The 17227-nt window shown below is 73.6% G+C and carries 15 protein-coding genes; 8 read left to right on the forward strand and 7 right to left on the reverse strand.

Annotated features, from left to right (window positions below; translation table 11 throughout):
* Positions 1-45 precede the first annotated feature (45 nt).
* Both LQ326_RS17040 and LQ326_RS17045 read left to right on the forward strand, forming a co-directional pair.
* Positions 46-1554, forward strand: coding sequence for a bifunctional aminoglycoside phosphotransferase/ATP-binding protein (locus tag LQ326_RS17040; RefSeq protein WP_234537729.1), 1509 nt, complete (start codon positions 46-48; stop codon positions 1552-1554).
* Positions 1555-1792: 238 nt separating this feature from the next.
* Complete coding sequence (locus tag LQ326_RS17045) at positions 1793-2467, forward strand: CBS domain-containing protein (protein WP_234537531.1); 675 nt, start codon at positions 1793-1795, stop codon at positions 2465-2467.
* A 42-nt stretch (positions 2468-2509) separates the two neighbouring features.
* On the opposite strand, the gene LQ326_RS17050 is transcribed toward LQ326_RS17045, so the two are convergent.
* From LQ326_RS17050 to LQ326_RS17075, 6 genes are all read right to left on the reverse strand, one after another.
* Positions 2510-2794: an acyl carrier protein gene (locus LQ326_RS17050; RefSeq protein ID WP_234537533.1), complete on the reverse strand. Its 285-nt coding sequence runs from the start codon at positions 2792-2794 to the stop codon at positions 2510-2512.
* Positions 2791-4248, reverse strand: a complete 1458-nt coding sequence (locus LQ326_RS17055; protein WP_234537535.1) for a dihydrolipoamide acetyltransferase family protein — start codon at positions 4246-4248, stop codon at positions 2791-2793. Before LQ326_RS17055 ends, LQ326_RS17050 begins: the two co-directional genes overlap by 4 nt.
* Positions 4248-5297 (reverse strand): alpha-ketoacid dehydrogenase subunit beta, encoded by a 1050-nt coding sequence (locus LQ326_RS17060; RefSeq protein WP_234537537.1) that lies wholly within the window; start codon positions 5295-5297, stop codon positions 4248-4250. Before LQ326_RS17060 ends, LQ326_RS17055 begins: the two co-directional genes overlap by 1 nt.
* Positions 5294-6295: a pyruvate dehydrogenase (acetyl-transferring) E1 component subunit alpha gene (gene pdhA, locus LQ326_RS17065; protein WP_234537539.1), complete on the reverse strand. Its 1002-nt coding sequence runs from the start codon at positions 6293-6295 to the stop codon at positions 5294-5296. The genes LQ326_RS17060 and pdhA overlap by 4 nt, the downstream gene beginning before the upstream one ends.
* Positions 6292-8142, reverse strand: a complete 1851-nt coding sequence (gene acsA / locus LQ326_RS17070; protein ID WP_234537541.1) for an acetate--CoA ligase — start codon at positions 8140-8142, stop codon at positions 6292-6294. Before acsA ends, pdhA begins: the two co-directional genes overlap by 4 nt.
* Positions 8143-8334: 192 nt before the next feature.
* Complete coding sequence (locus tag LQ326_RS17075) at positions 8335-9852, reverse strand: DUF1254 domain-containing protein (RefSeq protein ID WP_234537543.1); 1518 nt, start codon at positions 9850-9852, stop codon at positions 8335-8337.
* A 476-nt stretch (positions 9853-10328) separates the two neighbouring features.
* Between LQ326_RS17075 and LQ326_RS17080 the strand changes: the two genes are divergently transcribed.
* The 5 genes from LQ326_RS17080 to LQ326_RS17100 all read left to right on the forward strand — a co-directional run bounded on the left by LQ326_RS17080 (position 10329) and on the right by LQ326_RS17100 (position 16132).
* Positions 10329-11162, forward strand: a complete 834-nt coding sequence (locus LQ326_RS17080; RefSeq protein ID WP_234537544.1) for a M55 family metallopeptidase — start codon at positions 10329-10331, stop codon at positions 11160-11162.
* Positions 11155-12459: a M20/M25/M40 family metallo-hydrolase gene (locus LQ326_RS17085; RefSeq protein WP_234537547.1), complete on the forward strand. Its 1305-nt coding sequence runs from the start codon at positions 11155-11157 to the stop codon at positions 12457-12459. The genes LQ326_RS17080 and LQ326_RS17085 overlap by 8 nt, the downstream gene beginning before the upstream one ends.
* An 80-nt stretch (positions 12460-12539) precedes the next feature.
* The gene (locus tag LQ326_RS17090) at positions 12540-14474 is read left to right on the forward strand and encodes a prolyl oligopeptidase family serine peptidase (protein WP_372496880.1); all 1935 of its coding nucleotides are present in this window, start codon (positions 12540-12542) and stop codon (positions 14472-14474) included.
* Positions 14475-14578: 104 nt separating this feature from the next.
* Positions 14579-15502 (forward strand): S66 peptidase family protein, encoded by a 924-nt coding sequence (locus tag LQ326_RS17095; protein ID WP_234537733.1) that lies wholly within the window; start codon positions 14579-14581, stop codon positions 15500-15502.
* Between the two features lie 66 nt (positions 15503-15568).
* Complete coding sequence (locus LQ326_RS17100) at positions 15569-16132, forward strand: GNAT family N-acetyltransferase (RefSeq protein ID WP_234537550.1); 564 nt, start codon at positions 15569-15571, stop codon at positions 16130-16132.
* A gap of 196 nt (positions 16133-16328) precedes the next feature.
* On the opposite strand, the gene LQ326_RS17105 is transcribed toward LQ326_RS17100, so the two are convergent.
* Positions 16329-16679, reverse strand: a complete 351-nt coding sequence (locus tag LQ326_RS17105) for a VOC family protein (RefSeq protein ID WP_234537552.1) — start codon at positions 16677-16679, stop codon at positions 16329-16331.
* Positions 16680-16767: 88 nt separating this feature from the next.
* On the opposite strand from LQ326_RS17105, the gene LQ326_RS17110 reads away from it, so the two are divergent.
* Positions 16768-17202: a phage holin family protein gene (locus LQ326_RS17110; RefSeq protein ID WP_234537554.1), complete on the forward strand. Its 435-nt coding sequence runs from the start codon at positions 16768-16770 to the stop codon at positions 17200-17202.
* Positions 17203-17227: the final 25 nt, after the last annotated feature.

Genomic DNA, 17227 nt, shown 5'->3' on the forward strand with positions numbered 1-17227 from the left:
CACGCCGCCGCCGGACCCGACGGCGGGCGGCCGCCGCGCGCCGCGGTGTGCGAGACCCACACCGCGACGCTGTTCTTCGTCGGTGACCGGGTCTACAAGATCAAGAAGCCGGTCGATCTCGGGTTCCTGGACTACACCACGGTCGCGGCGCGCCGAACCGCCTGCGAGCGCGAAGTCGCCCTCAACCGCCGGTTCGCACCCGACGTCTACGTGGGCCTGGGCGAGTTCCGCGGCCCCGACGCGCAATCGCCCGAACCGGTCGTGGTGATGCGCCGCATGCCGGAGGACCGCCGTCTCTCCGGCCTCGTACGGGACGGGGCCGCCGTGGACGACGTCCTTCGGACCGTCGCCCGCCACCTGGCCGCCTGGCACGCGGCCGCACCCCGCGGACCCGACGTGGACGCACAGGGCACGCGGGACGCGCTGTCCGCGCGGTGGGAAGCCAATTTCGCGCAGGTCCGCACGCTGACCGCGGACGTGGACGCGGACGCGTCCGGGGCCGACCGCGGCACGCAGGCCGAGCGGCTGGTGCGCCGCTATCTCGCCGGTCGCCGGCGGCTGTTCGACGCCCGTATCCAGCAGCGGCGAGTGGTCGACGGCCACGGAGACCTGCTCACCGAGGACATCTTCTGCCTCGACGACGGACCCCGTGTCCTGGACTGCCTGGAGTTCGACGACCGGCTGCGCAGTCTCGACGGCCTGGACGACGCCGCCTGCCTCGCCATGGACCTCGAACGGCTCGGCGCTCCGGAGGCCGCGGCGCACTTCCTCGCCCGGTTCTGCGAGTACTCCGGTGACCCCGCGCCCCCTTCGCTGTGGCACCACTACGTCGCCTACCGCGCTTTCGTCCGCGCCAAGGTCTCGGTGATCCAGGCCCGCCAGGGCGCGCCCGGCGCGGACACGGCCTCGCGCCTGCTCGCCGCCATCGCACTGCGGCATCTGCGCGCCTCGGCCGTCTGCCTCGTCCTCGTCGGCGGACTGCCCGGCAGCGGGAAGTCCACCCTCTCCGGAGCACTGGCCGACCGGCTGGGCGTCACGCTGCTCAGCAGCGACCGGATCCGCAAGGAACTGGCCGGCATCCCCGCCGGGCAGTCCGCGGCCGCCGGCTACGGCGAGGGGCTGTACACGCCCGAGTGGACGGCCAGAACCTACGCCGCCCTGCTTGACCGCGCGGCCGCCCTGATGTCCCTGGGCGAGTCGGTCGTGCTGGACGCCACCTGGTCCGACGCGGGGCAACGGGACGCGGCCGTGCGGATGGCCGAACGCGTCAGCGCCGACCTGACGGCGTTGCACTGCCAGGTGCCGGTGGAGGTGTCGGAGGCCCGCCTGGGCACGCGCGCCCCCGGTGCGTCCGACGCCGGTCCCGGCATCGCCCGCGCCATGGCCGTCAGGGAACCGCCGTGGCCCGCAGCAGTGGCGGTCGACACCAGCGGCGCGCTGGAGTCCGCGGTCGAACAGGCGCTGGCCGCCGTACGCCCGTGGCGGACCGGCCAGGCCCCGGTCTTCCGCCGGCCCCGCACGGAGCCGGGCGACCTGGGAGAAGCGAGGGTGTGAAACGAGCCCGCACCGAGAACCGGCGTGCCGGTTCTCGGTGCCGCCGGTCTTCGGCCCGGCACCGTCGCGTGACCGGCGTCAGGGGGCCGTCAGACGAGTCGGCCGCCTACGTGAGCTCGCATGATCGCTGAACTCTCCGCAGAATGGTGCTGTATCCGACCCGCCACGCGGGACCCGGCGCCGCACAGGGCGAGAGTGCCGCGACCGCGAGGCAGGCGGCTCGTATCCGGGAGGCACCATGCACCACCGAACGGTCGAGGAGCTCATGACCCGGCCCGTCGTCCGGGCCCGCCGGGACACCCCGTTCAAGGAACTGGTCAGGCTGCTGGCGGAGAACGACGTCACCGCCGTGCCCGTGGTGGACGATCTGGGGCGCCCCATGGGGGTGGTGTCCGAAGCCGACCTGCTGCGCAAGAGCGCCGATCAGACCGACCCGTCGGGCCGGACCGCCGTCCCGCACCTGGAGGCCTGGGAACGGGCGAAGGCCGAGGGGGCCCGGGCCGAGGAGCTGATGTCGGCCCCCGCGGTGTGCGCCCGGCCGGAGTGGAGCGTGGTGGAGGCGGCCCGTCTCATGGAGACCCAGCACGTCAAGCGGCTGCCCGTGGTCGACGAGGCGGACCGGCTGCTGGGCATCGTCAGCCGTCGTGACCTGCTGCGGGTCTTCCTGCGCGGCGACGACGCCATCCGTGAGGAGATCACCAGGGACCTGCTGCACCGCACGCTCGGGCTCGAACCGGCGGACGTGACCGTCGAGGTGCGTGCCGGGCGGGTCGAACTCAGCGGCACCGTGGAGTACCGCAGCCTGATCCCCGTCGTGGAACAGCTGTGCCGGGGCGTGGACGGCGTGGTCTCGGTCACCGGGAACCTGGCCTGGCGCAGGGACGACGCCCGGCCCGCTCCGTCCGGTTCCTGAGGCCTCCGGGCACGCGGTACGCCGGCCTCGTGCCCGGGGGCCTCAGGGCGCGGAGCCGGCCGCGCCCATGGACCTGCCGACCAGGAACCTCGTGGCATCCGCCAGGGTGGTCAGTTCCGGGTAGTCCTCCTCGTCGATGCGGACTCCCGTGCGCTCGGACAGCAGTTCCACCAGGCTGAGGAAATCGAGCGAGTCGAGTTCGAGCACGTCACGGAACCGGTCGTCCGGCCGGACCAGGCTGAAGTCCGCGTCGGGCACGATCCGGGTGATCGACTCCTTGATCACCGCCGTGGCCTCCGCGTCGGTCAGGGGTTTCACAGTGCTCACAGCTCCTCCGGTCTGCGCAGCAGTCGGTCGACCGCGGTGAGGTAGCGCGCTCCCACGGCCCCGTCCGTGGCCCGGTGGTCGGCGGCCAGGGTCGCGGTCACCACCGGGCGCACGCCGAGCATGCCGCCGGCCGCCCAGGGCCGTTCGACGACCGCGCCGAAGCCGACCAGGGCCACCTGGGGCGGATGGATGACGCCGTACACGCTCTCCACGCCCTGGTCGCCCAGGCTGGTGACGGTCAGGGTGGCGCCGGACGTCTCGCTGCCGCGCAGCCGTCCCCGGCGGGTGCGCTCGACGAGGTCCTTGAGACGGTTCATGAGGGCGTCGGGCGGCAGGGTGTCGGCGTCGTGGATCACCGGCGCCAGCAGCCCGCCCTGCCGGAGCGAGACCGCGATGCCCAGATTCACCTCGGACGCGGCGGCGAACCCGTCGTCGCGCCAGTGGCCGTTGAGGCTCGGCACCTCGCGGGCGGCCAGCGCGGCGGCCCTCAGCAGCAGGGCCGCCGGCACGAGCCGGCCGGCGGGCGGACGGCCGCGGTTGACCCGGCGCAGCCAGTCCACGGCGGCCGTGAGATCGATGGTCGTGGACAGGTAGTAGTGCGGGATCTCCCGCTTGGAGCGGCTCATGAGCTCGGCGATGGCCCGGCGCATCGCGTCCGTGCGCTGTTCCGGGCGGTCGGCGGCCGGTACGGCCGCGGCCGTGCGGCGTGCGCCGTTCCGGGGCCGCTCCCGCTCGCCCTCCCCGGCGGCCTTCCCGGCGTGGGCGCGCACATCGGCCGCCCGTACGGCCCCGCCGTCCCCGGTACCCCGCACCTCCGTCAGGTCGACGTCGAGGTCGTGGGCGAGACGTCGTGCGTACGGGGTCGACCGCACCCTGGACACGTGGGGCGACGGGGCGTGTTCGACGTCGGCGCGGGTGACACGTCCGCCGGCGCCGGTGCCGTGCAGCGTGGTCAGGTCGACGCCCCGCAGCTCTGCCAGGTGCCGCACCAGCGGTCCGGCTCCGAGAGCCGCGGTGGCCTCGGTGGGCGTGGGTGTGGGTGAGGGTGTGGGCGGTGGGGGCTGCGGCTGCGCGGGTCCGGCTGCCGTCCGTACGGGCCGCCCGGCCGGCTCCCTCTCGCGGGCGCGGGGGGCCTCCCGGGCCGGCTCCCGCCGGGGTTCCGGGCGTTCGTGCGGTGCGGCGGCCGGTGCCCGGGAGCCCGCCCGCGCCCCCGCCGCGGCCCCGGCCTCGATCAGCGCGAGCGGGGTCCCCACCGGCACCCGGGTTCCCGCCGGGACGAGGAGCCGTCCCACGGTCCCCGACTCGAAGCACTCGACCTCGATGGCCGCCTTGTCGGTCTCCACGACCGCCACGACATCGCCCTTGCGCACCTGGTCGCCGGGGGCCACGAGCCACTCCTGGAGCAGCCCCTCGTCCATGTCCGCGCCGAGTGAGGGCATGGTGAACTCGGCCATCAGCCCGGCCTTCCGGTGGCCGGCGCGGGCTCGCCGACCGTGCGGCGGGCGGCCGCGACGATGCCGTCGGTCTGGGGGAGCGCGGCCTCCTCGAGCCGGCGCGCGTACGGCACGGGCACCTCGGCGCTGCACACCCGCTCGACGGGGGCGTCGAGGTCGTAGAAGTGCTGCTCGGCGAGGCGGGCGGAGATCTCGGCGGCGAGGCTTCCGGTGCGCCAGCCCTCGTCGACGACGACGGCCCGGTGGGTGCGGGCGACCGAGTCGCCGATCGTGGCGTCGTCCAGGGGGCGCAGGGTGCGCAGGTCGACGACCTCCGCGCTGATACCGCCGTTCGCGAGGTCGTCGGCGGCGGCCAGTGCCTTGGGCAGGGAGCCGCCGTAGGTGATCAGGGAGACGTCCGTGCCGGGCCGGCGGACGGCCGCGTGGTCGAGGTCGACGGGGCCGGCGTCGGCGGGCAGGTCGCCGGAGACGTTGTACAGGCTGCCGTGCTCGAAGATCAGCACGGGGTCGGGGTCGGCGAGCGCGGGGGCCAGCATGTGGCGGGCGTCGGTGAGGGTCGCCGGGGCCAGGACCCGCAGGCCGGGGATGTGCGCGTACCAGCCTTCCAGGCTGTGCGAGTGCTGGGCCGCCAGCTGGCGGCCCGCACCGGTGGTCATCCGGATGACGATCGGGACCGGCAGCTGGCCGCCCGACATGTGCAGCAGGGTCGCCGCGTTGTTGAGGATCTGGTCCAGGGCGAGCAGGCTGAAGTTGACCGTCATGATCTCGACGACCGGCCGCATGCCGGCCAGGGCCGCGCCGATGCCGGCGCCGACGAACGCGGACTCCGACAGCGGGGCGTCCCGGATCCGGTCGGGCCCGAACTCCTCCAGCAGGCCGAGGCTGACGCCGAAGCAGCCGCCGTACCGGCCCACGTCCTCGCCCATCAGGAAGACCCGGTCGTCGGCGCGCAGCGCCTCGCGGAGGGCCTCGCGCATCGCCTCCCGGTAGGTCGTCTTCCGGTCGGAGGCGGCGGCCGGCGTCGCGTCAGGGGTGTGGGTCGCGGTCATGGCGGGCTCGCCTCCACCGGGCTGGTGACGTACTTCAGCAGATCCTCGACGGGCTCCTCGGGCGCCGACTCCGCCGCCGCCACGGCACGGTCGATCTCGGCGGCCAGCCGGTCCTCCAGGGCGCCCCGGGCCTTGTCGGACAGTTCCTTCGCCTCCCGCAGCCGCCGGGCGAGCCCCTCGACCGGGTCGCGTTCCTTCCAGCGCTCGATCTCGGCCTTGTCGCGGTAGCGGTCGGAGTCGTACATGGAGTGGGCGCGGAACCGGTACGTGCGCATCTCCAGGAAGTGCGGCCCGTTTCCCGCACGGACCCCCTCGGCGGCCCGCCGGGCGGCGTCCTCGACGGCGAGGACGTCCATGCCGTCGACGGCCCAGGAGGCCATGCCGTACCCGGCGGCACGCAGCGCGAGGTCCGTCTGGGCCTGGTGGCGGACCAGCGCGGTGCCCATGGCGTACAGGTTGTTCTCACAGACCAGCAGCACCGGCAGCTGCCAGAGCGCGGCGAGGTTGGCGGTCTCGTGGAACTCGCCCTCGGCGAAGGCCCCGTCGCCGAAGAAACAGCAGGTGATCCGGGCCCGGCCGGTCATCCGGTCGGCGAGGGCGAGGCCGGCCGCGAGCGGCAGCCCGCCGGCGACGATGGCGTTGCCGCCGTAGAAGCGGCGCTCGGCGTCGAAGAGGTGCATGGAGCCGCCACGGCCGTGGCTGCAGCCGGTCGCCTTGCCGAACATCTCCGCCATGATCGCCTCGGCCGGCACCCCGCGGGCGAGGGCGTGGCCGTGTTCGCGGTACGTCGACACGACGGCGTCGTCGTCGGTGAGTGCCTCGTTGACGCCGACGGCGACGGCCTCCTCACCGATGTACAGGTGCATGAAGCCCCGGATGCGCGCCGCGCTGTACAGCTCCACGCAGCGTTCCTCGAACCGGCGGACGCGCAGCATCGACTCCAGCAGTGCCAGCCGGTGCGCGGCCTGCCGGTTCGGCCGGGTACGGGTGGTGCTCATGCGGACCGCTCCGTCCTCTGCGGGGCTCCCCGCGGGGAGGCGCAGGCGCCGTGGGCGGAGTCCTCCAGGGTGGAGATGTCGCCCTCGGGCAGGCCGAGTTCGCGGGCCCGCAGCAGGCGGCGCATGACCTTGCCGCTGCGGGTGTGCGGCAGGTGCTGGTCGAAGGCGATCTCGCGGGGCGCCACGGCCGGGCCCAGCCGGCGGCGGGAGAAGGCCAGCAGGTCCTGCCGCATGGCCGCGGTCGGGTCGAAGCCGGGCCGCAGCGCGACGAACGCCTTGACGATGTTCCCGGCGACGGGGTCGGGCCGGCCGATGACCCCGGCCTCGGCGACCGCCGGATGCTCCATCAGGGCGCTCTCCACCTCGAACGGTCCGATGAGGTGTCCCGCCGACTTGATGACGTCGTCGGCGCGGCCGACGAACCAGTACCAGCCGTCCGCGTCGCGCCGCACCAGGTCGCCGGTGAGGTACCAGCCGTCCGCGAAGGCCGCCGCGGTGCGCCGCTCGTCGTGCAGATAGCCCCGGAACATGGACGGCCAGCCGGGCCGCAGCGCCAGCTCGCCCTCCACGCCGGGCTCCTCCACCACGGTGACGTGCCCGTCGGTCACCTCGGCCCGGCCGTCCTCGCCACGCCGCAGCACGGCCGCTGCCACGCCCGGCAGCGGACGTCCCATCGAGCCGGGGCGGATGTCGCAGGCGGCGAGGTTGGCGATCATGATGGAACCGGTCTCGGTCTGCCACCAGTTGTCGTGCACCGGCAGCCCGAGCACGTCCCGCCCCCACAGCACGGCCTCCGGGTTGAGCGGCTCGCCGACCGAGGCGATGAACCGCAGCGCGCCCAGGTCGAACGAGCGGGGCAGGTCGTACGGCCCGGTCCGGGGCGTCGTCCGCATCAGCATGCGCAGTGCCGTCGGAGCCGTGTACCAGACGCTCACCCGCTGCTCGGCGAGGATCCGGTACCAGCGGCGGGCGTCGTAGTCGCCCTCGTCCACGACGACCGTCAGCCCGTGCATGAGCGGGGCGACGATCCCGTAGGACATGCCCGTCACCCAGCCGGGATCGGCGGTGCACCAGTACACGTCGTCCGGGTGCAGGTCGAGGGCGTACCACGCGGTCACGTAGTGGGCCACGGCGGCCTCGTGCACGTGCACCGCTCCCTTGGGGGTGCCCGTCGTCCCGCTGGTGAAGTGGAGCAGGGCCATGTCGTCCGGCGCGGTGGGCGCAATGGTGAACGTGTCGTCCGCGTCGGCCATGAGCGCGTCGAAGGAGAGCGTGCCCGCCGGCGCAGCGTCCGCGCCGCCGCCGACGATCAGCACATGCCGCAGACCGGGCAGCCCGTCGCGCTGTCCGGCGACCTTCCTGCGGTACAGCTCCGCCGTGGTGACCAGCACCCGGGCGTCGCTCAGCCGCAGCCGCTGGGCCACCGGGTCGGGGCCGAAGGCGGAGAACAGCGGGCACAGGACGCTGGTGTTCTTCAGCGTCCCCAGGACCACGGTGTACAGCTCGGGGCACCGTCCCAGCAGCGTGACCACCCGCTCGCCCCGGCCGACGCCGAGCCTGCCGAGCACGTTCGCGAACCGCGCGGTGGACGCCGCCAGATCCCCGTAGGTCACGCAGGTCACGGAGTCGTCCCGCCCGACGCAGCGCAGGGCGACCGCCGCCGCGCGAGCCGACGCCGCGTGCCGGTCCACGGCCTCGTACGCGATGTTCAGTCCTCGTGAGCCGGGCAGTCCCCGCAACGCCTCCCGCGCCCGCGACCAGGAGAAGCCCGCGCATTCCTCGGCGTAGTCACGCAGATTCGGGGCTACCCGAGGCGGGGTGGTCTTCCGGATGGTCTCGCCTCGCATGCGGCCCCTCCTTTCTCCGGGCCTCCTCCGATCATCCGTCCGGCCGGCCTCTTCCGCACCGGGGGAACGGCCCCGCGCATCCCCGAGGCCGCCGCGGCGGGTCCGGATCCCGCCGCGGCACCCTGCGCTACCACTCTGGCCTGTGGTTTCCCGGCGGGGTCGCCAGCCCGGCCCTGCCGCTGTGCCGGGACGTCAGGCGACGCGGGTCAGCGCAGGGCACTCCCAGGTCGCGTCGATCACCTCCGGGCGGGGCCGGTACATGCGCAGGGCCACGAACCAGGCGCCCTTCTTCGCGGTGGGCAGCCAGTTGGCCTCCCTTTCCTCGTCGGGCGCCTCGCTCTGCAGGTGGATGGTCAGTCCGCCGTCCTCGTCCCACCGCAGACCGGTGCTGCGGTCACCGACCGAGTAGCGGTCGGCCGGGTTGGGGATGAGGTTCATGTCCTCCCCGTAGGCGGTCAGCGACCAGAACGCGTCGACCGGGGGCAGGGAGCCGGCGGGGAAGCGCAGTTCGTACCGGCCCTCGGGGGCCAGCTTGTTGCCTTCCGCGTCATCGAAGTTGAAGAGGTAGACCGCCTCGGCGGGGTCGTTGGCGGCGACACCGATCAGCGACTGGTCGGCCGCGCGTTTGAGGAAGTCGTCGCCGAAGCGTCCCATCTGCGGGGGAGGGTAGCGCCAGCCGTTGACGAGGTGGGCCCAGTCGCCGCTCAGGATCTGCTGCCTGAGCAGGGGCACGCCGAGGGCAGCGGCCCGGATCAGGCTTCGTTTCACCGCGTCGGGCTGCGCCTCGACGTCGAGGCCGGGGCCCACGCCGATCTGGGCGAACTGCTGGAGAAGCACGTGGTGATGGGAGGGCGGGGGGTTCTCGGCCAGCATCGCGTTCAGCGTCTTCCACGGCCCCAGGGGATCCTCCTCCGCCAGGACCGGCGTCAGGACGTCACGGCTTTCGGGGACCTTCGCGTCCGGTCTGCCGAACAGGCTGAGCGGGGTGAGCCGGTACTGCTTCTGGAGTTCCCGGACGCGTGGCACGTCGCCGGGGCCGCTGACGAGGGTGCGGCCGAGGATGAGGACCCAGGGGCTCAGGGCCTTCTTCAGGCGCCGCACCTCGGCGGGCAGCTCTCCCTGCCATTCCGGACCGACCAGGGCGAAGCTGCCCGCGCCCGAGCCGGTGGTGCGCTGACCGACGTAGTCGAAGTTGTCGGAGGTGATCCCCACCAGTTCGAAGGTGAAGTACCGGTCACCCATGTCGGGATGGGAGAGGACGACCGGCTCGCTGCCGAGGTTCACCCAGGCCGCCGAGTACAGGGTGTCGTTGTTGGGGCAGCCGCCGTCGCGGTAGGTCGCGTCCAGCAACCGCTCGGCGTGCCAGAAATGGTTGACGGGCGCGTACGGAACCGTCGAGGGGTTCCGTGGCTGTGTCACCCAGTCGTGCCTCAGTCTGGCGTTGTAGATGTACGGGAACCCGTAGACGAACGCCTGCTGACCCAGCGTGTAGGCGTACTCGCCGCGCCAGTCGTCCACGCGCCCGGTCAGGAGCGGCTTCACCGCCTGACCCAGCATGGGCACGATGTCCGGCAGATGGCGGGCGCGCTCCACCGTGGACTTCGGGTGGAGGACCGCCCGCCCGGCGGCCCGTGCCACCGTGACTGCCGCGTCGGCCACGTCCTCGGGTATCCGCCGCCAGGCAGGGTTGTTCTGTGATGTCTGGGTCATGTTCACACCACTTCACTCAACAGCGTCGAGGGCCGGGTCTGCGGACCGCGACCGCGTGGTCACTCCCCCCAGCGGCCATCTTCTCCCGCGTCGCCGGTCGGCGCAGCCGGAGAGCTCCCGGCCACGTCACCCAAGGCGGCCCGGGCACGAGGGCCGCCTCCCGCCGTGGGTGCGTGAACGGCACCCGTACGGCGCAGCAGCGGCGAGGCCGCCGGAGAGCGGGGAGCCACCCGGGCTCGGAGAGCGGGGCCGGTGCTGCGCGAAGGATCCGCCCACGATGCCTGGAGCGCGGCCGAGTTGCCCGTCCGGCCTGGGCTCCGGCCGTGCCCGGCGGCGGGTGGGGCGCCCCGTAGGAAGTTCCCCCGGCGACGCGTAACGTGAGGCAGCGTGAAGATCCCGGTCATCGGTGCACGGTGTCGCAGACTGCTGTCACCAACCGGATGACGAGCCTGTGACCCGCGAGCAGAAGGGTGTGCATGAAGATCCTCATCAGCGCCGACATGGAGGGCGCCACCGGGGTGACCTGGCCCGGCGACGTGCTGCCGGGCACGCCGCAGTGGGAGCGGTGCCGGCCGATGTTCACCTCCGACGTCAACGCCGCCGTTCTCGGCTTCTACGACGGCGGCGCCGACGAGGTCCTCATCAACGAGGCCCACTGGAGCATGCGCAACCTGCTCCTGGAGCAGCTCGACGAGCGCGCCGAGATGCTGACCGGCCGCCACAAGTCGCTGTCCATGGTCGAGGGCGTCCAGCACGGCGACGTCGACGGCATCGCCTTCGTCGGCTACCACACCGGCGCCGGCATGGAGGGCGTCCTCGCCCACACCTACCTCGCCAACTCCATCACCGGCGTCTGGCTGAACGACGTCCGCGCCAGTGAGGGCCTGCTCAACGCGCACGTCGTCGCCGAGTACGGCGTCCCCGTCGTCCTCGTCACCGGGGACGACCTGGCCTGCGAGGACGCCCTCGGCTACGCGCCCGAGGCGCTCAAGGTCGCCGTCAAGGACCACGTGTCGAGATACGCGGCCGTCTGCCGGACGCCCGCCAGGACCGCCGGCGACATCCGCGCCGCCGCCAAGGAAGCGGCCCGGCTCGCGGTGCGGCACGAGCCCGTGACCGGCGGGCCGTTCACCATCGCCCTGGAGTTCGACGCCGAGCACCTCGCCCAGGCCGCCACCGTCGTTCCCGGCGTGGACCGGGTCGGCGAGCGGAAGGTGGCGTACACCGAGGGCACCATGTACGACGGCATCCGTACCTTCAAGGCGGTCACCACGATCGTCTCGGCCGCGGTGGAGGAGCAGTATGGCTGACCAGCAGGCACTGGACGAGGTCGTCCGGTTCACCGCCGAGCTGATCCGGATCGACACCAGCAACTTCGGCGGCGGCGACTGCCGGGAGCGGCCCGCCGCCGAGTACGCGGCCGAGCGGCTCGCGGGAGCGGGCCTGGAGCCGATCCTCCTCGAGCGGACCGCGGGGCGCACCAACGTCGTCGCCCGCGTCGAGGGCACGGACCCCGCCGCCGACGCACTGCTCGTCCACGGCCACCTCGACGTCGTACCCGCCCAGGCCGACGACTGGAGCGTCGACCCGTTCTCCGGGGAGATCCGCGACGGGGTCGTGTGGGGGCGGGGCGCCGTCGACATGAAGAACATGGACGCGATGATCCTGGCGGTGGTCCGGGGCTGGGCCCGGGAGGGCGTGCGGCCGCGCCGGGACATCGTCGTCGCCTTCACCGCCGACGAGGAGGCCAGCGCCGAGGACGGCTCCGGGTTCCTCGCCGACCACCACCCGGAGCTGTTCGAGGGCTGCACCGAGGGCGTCGGCGAGTCGGGCGCCTTCACCTTCCACGACGGCACCGGACGGCACCTCTATCCGGTCGCCGCCGGCGAGCGCGGCACGGCCTGGCTCAAACTCACCGCGCGCGGCCGGGCCGGACACGGCTCCAAGGTCAACAAGGAGAACGCGGTCACCCGCCTCGCCGCCGCCGTCACCCGCATCGGCGACCACCAGTGGCCGCTCCGCCTCACCCCCACGGTCAGCGCCGCCCTCACCGAACTCGCCGCCCTCTACGGCATCGAACCCGAACTCACCGACGTCGACGTGCTCCTCGACAAGCTCGGCCCGGCCGCCCGACTGGTCGAGGCCACCGTCCGCAACAGCGCCAACCCGACCATGCTGAACGCCGGTTACAAGGTCAACGTCATCCCCGGCGAGGCCGTCGCCTTCGTCGACGGACGCTATCTGTTCGGCACCGAGGACGAGTTCCGCGCCACCCTCGACCGCCTGACCGGCCCCGACGTCGACTGGGAGTTCCACCACCGCGAGGTCGCCCTCCAGGCACCGCTGGACACACCGACGTACGCCCGGATGCGCGCCGCCGTCGAGGAGTTCGCCCCCGACGGGCACGTGGTGCCGTACTGCATGTCGGGCGGCACCGACGCCAAGCAGTTCTCCCGGCTCGGCATCACCGGCTACGGCTTCGCCCCGCTCAAGCTCCCCGAGGACCTGGACTACCAGGCCCTGTTCCACGGCGTCGACGAACGCGTCCCCGTCGAGGCCCTGCACTTCGGCGTCCAGGTCCTGGACCGCTTCCTGCGCACGGCATAGCACGGCATGGGCGAGCAGCAGAGAACCAGGGCCTGTTGCGAAAGTGCCGTCTGCAGGCCCTAGGACAACTGGGAGAGAACGTGGAGACGAAGGCGTACGGCTCGTGGCCCTCACCCGTCGACGCGGCCCTGGCCGCGGCCCACGACGGCTTCGCCGAGTGGGTGGGGTTCGTCGGCGACGAGCCCTGGTGGACCGAACCCCGGCCCGCGGAGGGCGGCCGCAGAACCCTGGTACGCGGCGGCACCGGCGAGTCCGTGCTGCCCGCGCCGTGGAACGTCCGCAGCCGGGTCATCGAGTACGGGGGACGGCCGTGGGCCGGCGCCGTCCCCGACGACGGCGGTCAGCCGCTGCTGGTCTTCGTCCACTTCGACGACCAGCGGCTGTACCGGTACCAGCCCGGCGAAGCACCCCGGCCGCTGACCCCGCCCGGACCCCGCTGGGTGGACCCGCAGTTGCTGCTCGACCGGGGCGAAGTCTGGTGCGTGCTTGAGGAGTTCACCGGCGACACGCCCACCGACGTACGGCGGGTGCTCGCCGCCGTACCGCTGGACGGCTCGGCCGCCGACGACCGGGCCGCCGTTCGCGAACTCACCGACGGCCGGCACCGGTTCGTCACCGGGCCGCGCCTGACCCACGACGGGCGCCGGGCCGCCTGGCTCGCCTGGGACCATCCGCGGATGCCGTGGGACGGCACGGAACTGCTGGTCGGCGAGGTCGGCGCGGACGGCGTCCTGCACGAGGTCCGCACCGTGGCCGGCGGTCCGGCGGAGGCCGTCGCGCAGGTGGAGTGGTCCGCGGACGACCGGCTGCTGTACACGAGTGACCGCGGCGGCTGGTGGAACCTGTACCGCGACGACGAACCCCTGTGCCCGCGCGAGGAGGAGTTCGCGGGCCCGCTGTGGCGGCTCGGCCAGAACTGGTTCGCGCCGCTCGGCAACGGGCTGATCGCCGTCCTGCACGGCCGCGGGGCGATGGCCCTCGGGATACTCGATCCGGAAACGGGTGAGATCGCCGACGCCGCCGGACCGTGGACCGAGTTCTCCGCCACTCTCGCCGTGCACGGCCACCGCGTCCTCGCGGTCGGCGCCGGCCCGCGCACCGCCCACGAGGTCGTCGAACTCGACACCGCCTCCGGCCGCACCCGGGTCGTCGGCACCCCGCACCAGGACCCGGTCGATCCCGCCTACTACCCCGAGCCGCAGGTCCGCACCTTCGCCGGGCCCGGCGGCCGCGAGGTGCACGCCCACATCTACCCGCCCCACCACCCCGGCCACACCGCCCCCGAGGGCGAGCTGCCGCCGTACGTCGTCTGGGCGCACGGCGGCCCCACCAGCAGGACACCGCTCGTCCTCGACCTCGCCATCGCCTACTTCACCACCCGGGGCATCGGCGTCGCCGAGGTCAACTACGGCGGCTCCACCGGATTCGGGCGCGAGTACCGGGAGCGGCTGCGCGAGCAGTGGGGCGTGGTCGACGTCGAGGACTGCGCGGCCGTCGCGCTCGCCCTCGCCGAGGAGGGCACCGCCGACCGCGCCCGGCTCGCGATCCGCGGCGGCAGCGCCGGCGGCTGGACCGCCGCCGCCTCCCTGACCGGCACCGACGTCTACGCCTGCGGCGCCATCTCCTACCCCGTCCTCGACCTCACCAGCTGGGGTACGGGGGAGACCCACGACTTCGAGTCCCAGTACCTGGAATCCCTGATCGGCCCGCTGGCCGAGGTGCCCGAGCGGTACGTCGAGCGGTCGCCCAGCCGGCAGGCCGACCGGCTCACCGCGCCGTTCCTGCTGCTCCAGGGACTGGACGACGTGATCTGCCCGCCCGCCCAGTGCGAACGCTTCCTCGCCGGGCTCGACGGCCGCCCGGTACCGCACGCCTACCTCACCTTCGAGGGCGAGGGGCACGGCTTCCGGCGTGCCGACACCCTGGTCCGTGCCCTGGAGGCCGAGCTCGCCCTTTACGCTCAGGTTTTCGGGCTGGACGTGCCCGGCATTCCCGAGCTGGAGCTGGTGAAGTGAGCGAAGTGACCGCGATGACGGCAGCGACCGGTCCGACCGGACCCGACGGAGCGCCCGGAGCGCCCGGAGCGGCCGGCGTGACCGGTGCGACCGGAGTGGCCTCGGTGGCCGCACTGGCGAGGCCGCCGAGGCTCTTCGCCGGGGCGCGGGTCGCGGTCGTGGCGCCGAGCGGGCCGGTGCTGGAGGAGCGGCTCCAGGCCGGCCTCGACATCCTGCGCGGCTGGGACCTCGACCCGGTCGTGGCACCCCATGTGCTCGCCACGGACGGTGAGTTGCGGTACCTCGCGGGCTCGGACGCGGACCGCGCGGCCGACCTCCAGCAGGCGTGGTGCGACCCGTCCGTGTCCGCCGTGCTCTGCGCGCGCGGCGGCTACGGCGCACAGCGCATGGTCGACCTGCTCGACTGGGAGGCGATGCGGGCGGCCGGTCCGAAGGCGTTCGTCGGCTTCAGCGACGCGACCGTGCTGCACGAGGCGTTCGCGACCCGGCTCGGGCTCGCCACCCTGTACGGGCCGGTGGCCGCCGGCGCCGACTTCGTCAAGAGCGCCGAGGCACAGGACCACCTGCGGGCCACCCTCTTCGCTCCGGAGACGGTCCGCACCATCCCCGCCCGGGGCGCCGCGCTGGTGGGCGGCCGGGCCAGGGGCGTCACCGTCGGCGGCTGCCTGCGGCTGCTCGCGGCCGGCCTCGGCACCCCGCACACCCACACCGGCGCCCGCGGCGGACTGCTCGTCCTGGAGGACGTCGGCGAGCGGCCGTACAGCCTCGACCGCAGCATCACCCAGCTGCTGCGGTCCGGCTGGCTCGACGGCGTCGCCGGGATCCTGCTCGGCTCCTGGGACCGGTGCGGGCCCTACCAGGAGGTACGGCCGATGCTCCTCGACCGGCTCGGCGGGCTGGGGGTGCCGGTGCTGGAGGAGTTCGGGTTCGGGCACTGCGAGGCGGCCCTGACCGTCCCGCTCGGGGTGGCTGCGGAACTGGACGCGGACGCGGGCACACTGACCGTCCTGGAGCCGGCGCTGCGCTGACGGCCCCCGGGACCCGCGGAGCGTATTCCGCGGAACGCCTGAGCCGGCTCCGCGTAGGGTGACGGGATGCCGCACACCGCTTCCCGTTATCTCGCCGAGGGCCCCCGCGTGGGCATCCGCCACTACACCTACGAGGACGGCGCCGAGTTCATCGCCCGTGCCCGGGAGAGCAAGGCCCTCCACCAGCCCTGGCTCTTCCCGCCCACCACGGACGCGGCCTACGCCGGCTACGCGGGACGGCTGATCGAGGACCGCAGCAAGGCCGGGTTCCTGGTGTGCGAGAAGGAGGGCGGGGAGCGCGGCGACGAGATCGCCGGGTTCATCAACATCAACAACATCGTCGAGGGCGGCTTCCAGTGCGGCGCGCTCGGCTACGGCGTGTTCGCGCACGCGGCCGGGCGGGGGCTGATGCGGGAGGCGATGGGTCTCGTCGTGGACCACGCCTTCGGGCCGATGCGGCTGCACCGGCTGGAGATCAACGTGCAGCCCGGCAACGCCGCGTCCATCGCGCTCGCCCGCGGCGCCGGGTTCCGGCTGGAGGGCTTCTCACCGAACATGATCTACATCGACGGGGCCTGGCGGGACCACGAACGCTGGGCGATCACGGCGGAGATGCGCACGACCGGCTGACCTCCGCGCGATCCTGACCGCCCCCGGGTACGGCCGGAGCCGCTGCTCGCGCAGGGGCGGCGAACGGTGGCCGCGTTCGGCGCCGGGTCCGGGGCCGTCGGTCCGCGGGAGGGACCGGCGGCCGGCTGCGGGCAGCGGCTCGGTGACGAGCGCTGCCCGCGCGGTACGGCGTCCGGATGCGGCCGCAGGGCCTGTGTCAGTCCTGGTGCTGGTCCACGTACTCGAAGACCGAGCCGTCCGGGTGCATGGCGAGCAGATTGCGGCCGGCGGGGGTGGGCACCGGCCCGGCGAGGATGCGCGCGCCGAGGCCGTCGAGGAGCCGGTGGGCCGCTTCGACGTCCTTCACCGCGATGGTCGCGGTCACCTTGCGCAGCACCTCCAGTTCCGCCTCCGGACCGCTCATCAGAAGGAACGAGCCGACCGCGGCGACCTGCACGCCGCCGCGTTCGAAACGCGCGGCTCTGCCGCCGGAGAGGCGTTCGTAGAACGGGATCGCGGTATCGAGGTCGTCGACGCAGATGCGCAGGGAGGCGCCCAGAATCTCCATACGTACGAGCCTAGTTGCCGTGGGCCGCCAGGACGCCCCCTCCGGTGATCTCCTGTTACGGCACGACCGGTCCGGGTACCCGCGGGGCATGGAACACCTGGATCATCTCGAACATCTGGACAAGGACCTTGTCGACGAGCTGGCACAGGTCGCGCGCGAAACCGTGCGCGAGGAACTGCGCGAGCAGGGCCGCAAGCGGCGGCGGGCCGCCATGCTCTACGGCGCCTCCGGGGCGGTGGCCCTGTACGCGGGGGCCGCGGTGGCGCTGGCCATGGGGCTGGCATGGGCGATCCTGCTGCCGGCGTGGGCCGCGGCGCTGGTCACCGCGGTGATCCTGGGGGCGGTCGCCTACGGGCTGCGGGAGGCGGGGCGGCCGAAGAGGCCGCATGCTCCGCAGCGGGTGATCGGGGGGACGGCGCCCGGCGGGCCGCCCAGTGGGCTGGGGCTGCCCTATCCGCCCATGCCGCAGGCTCCGCCGGTGGAGCCGGGTACCGACCCGGAGTCGCCCCATCACCGGGGTTGACGCAGAGCGCCGCTGCAGTGGGCGC

It is taken from the genome of Streptomyces shenzhenensis (assembly GCF_021462265.1).
GTDB classification, from domain to species: Bacteria; Actinomycetota; Actinomycetes; order Streptomycetales; family Streptomycetaceae; genus Streptomyces; species Streptomyces shenzhenensis.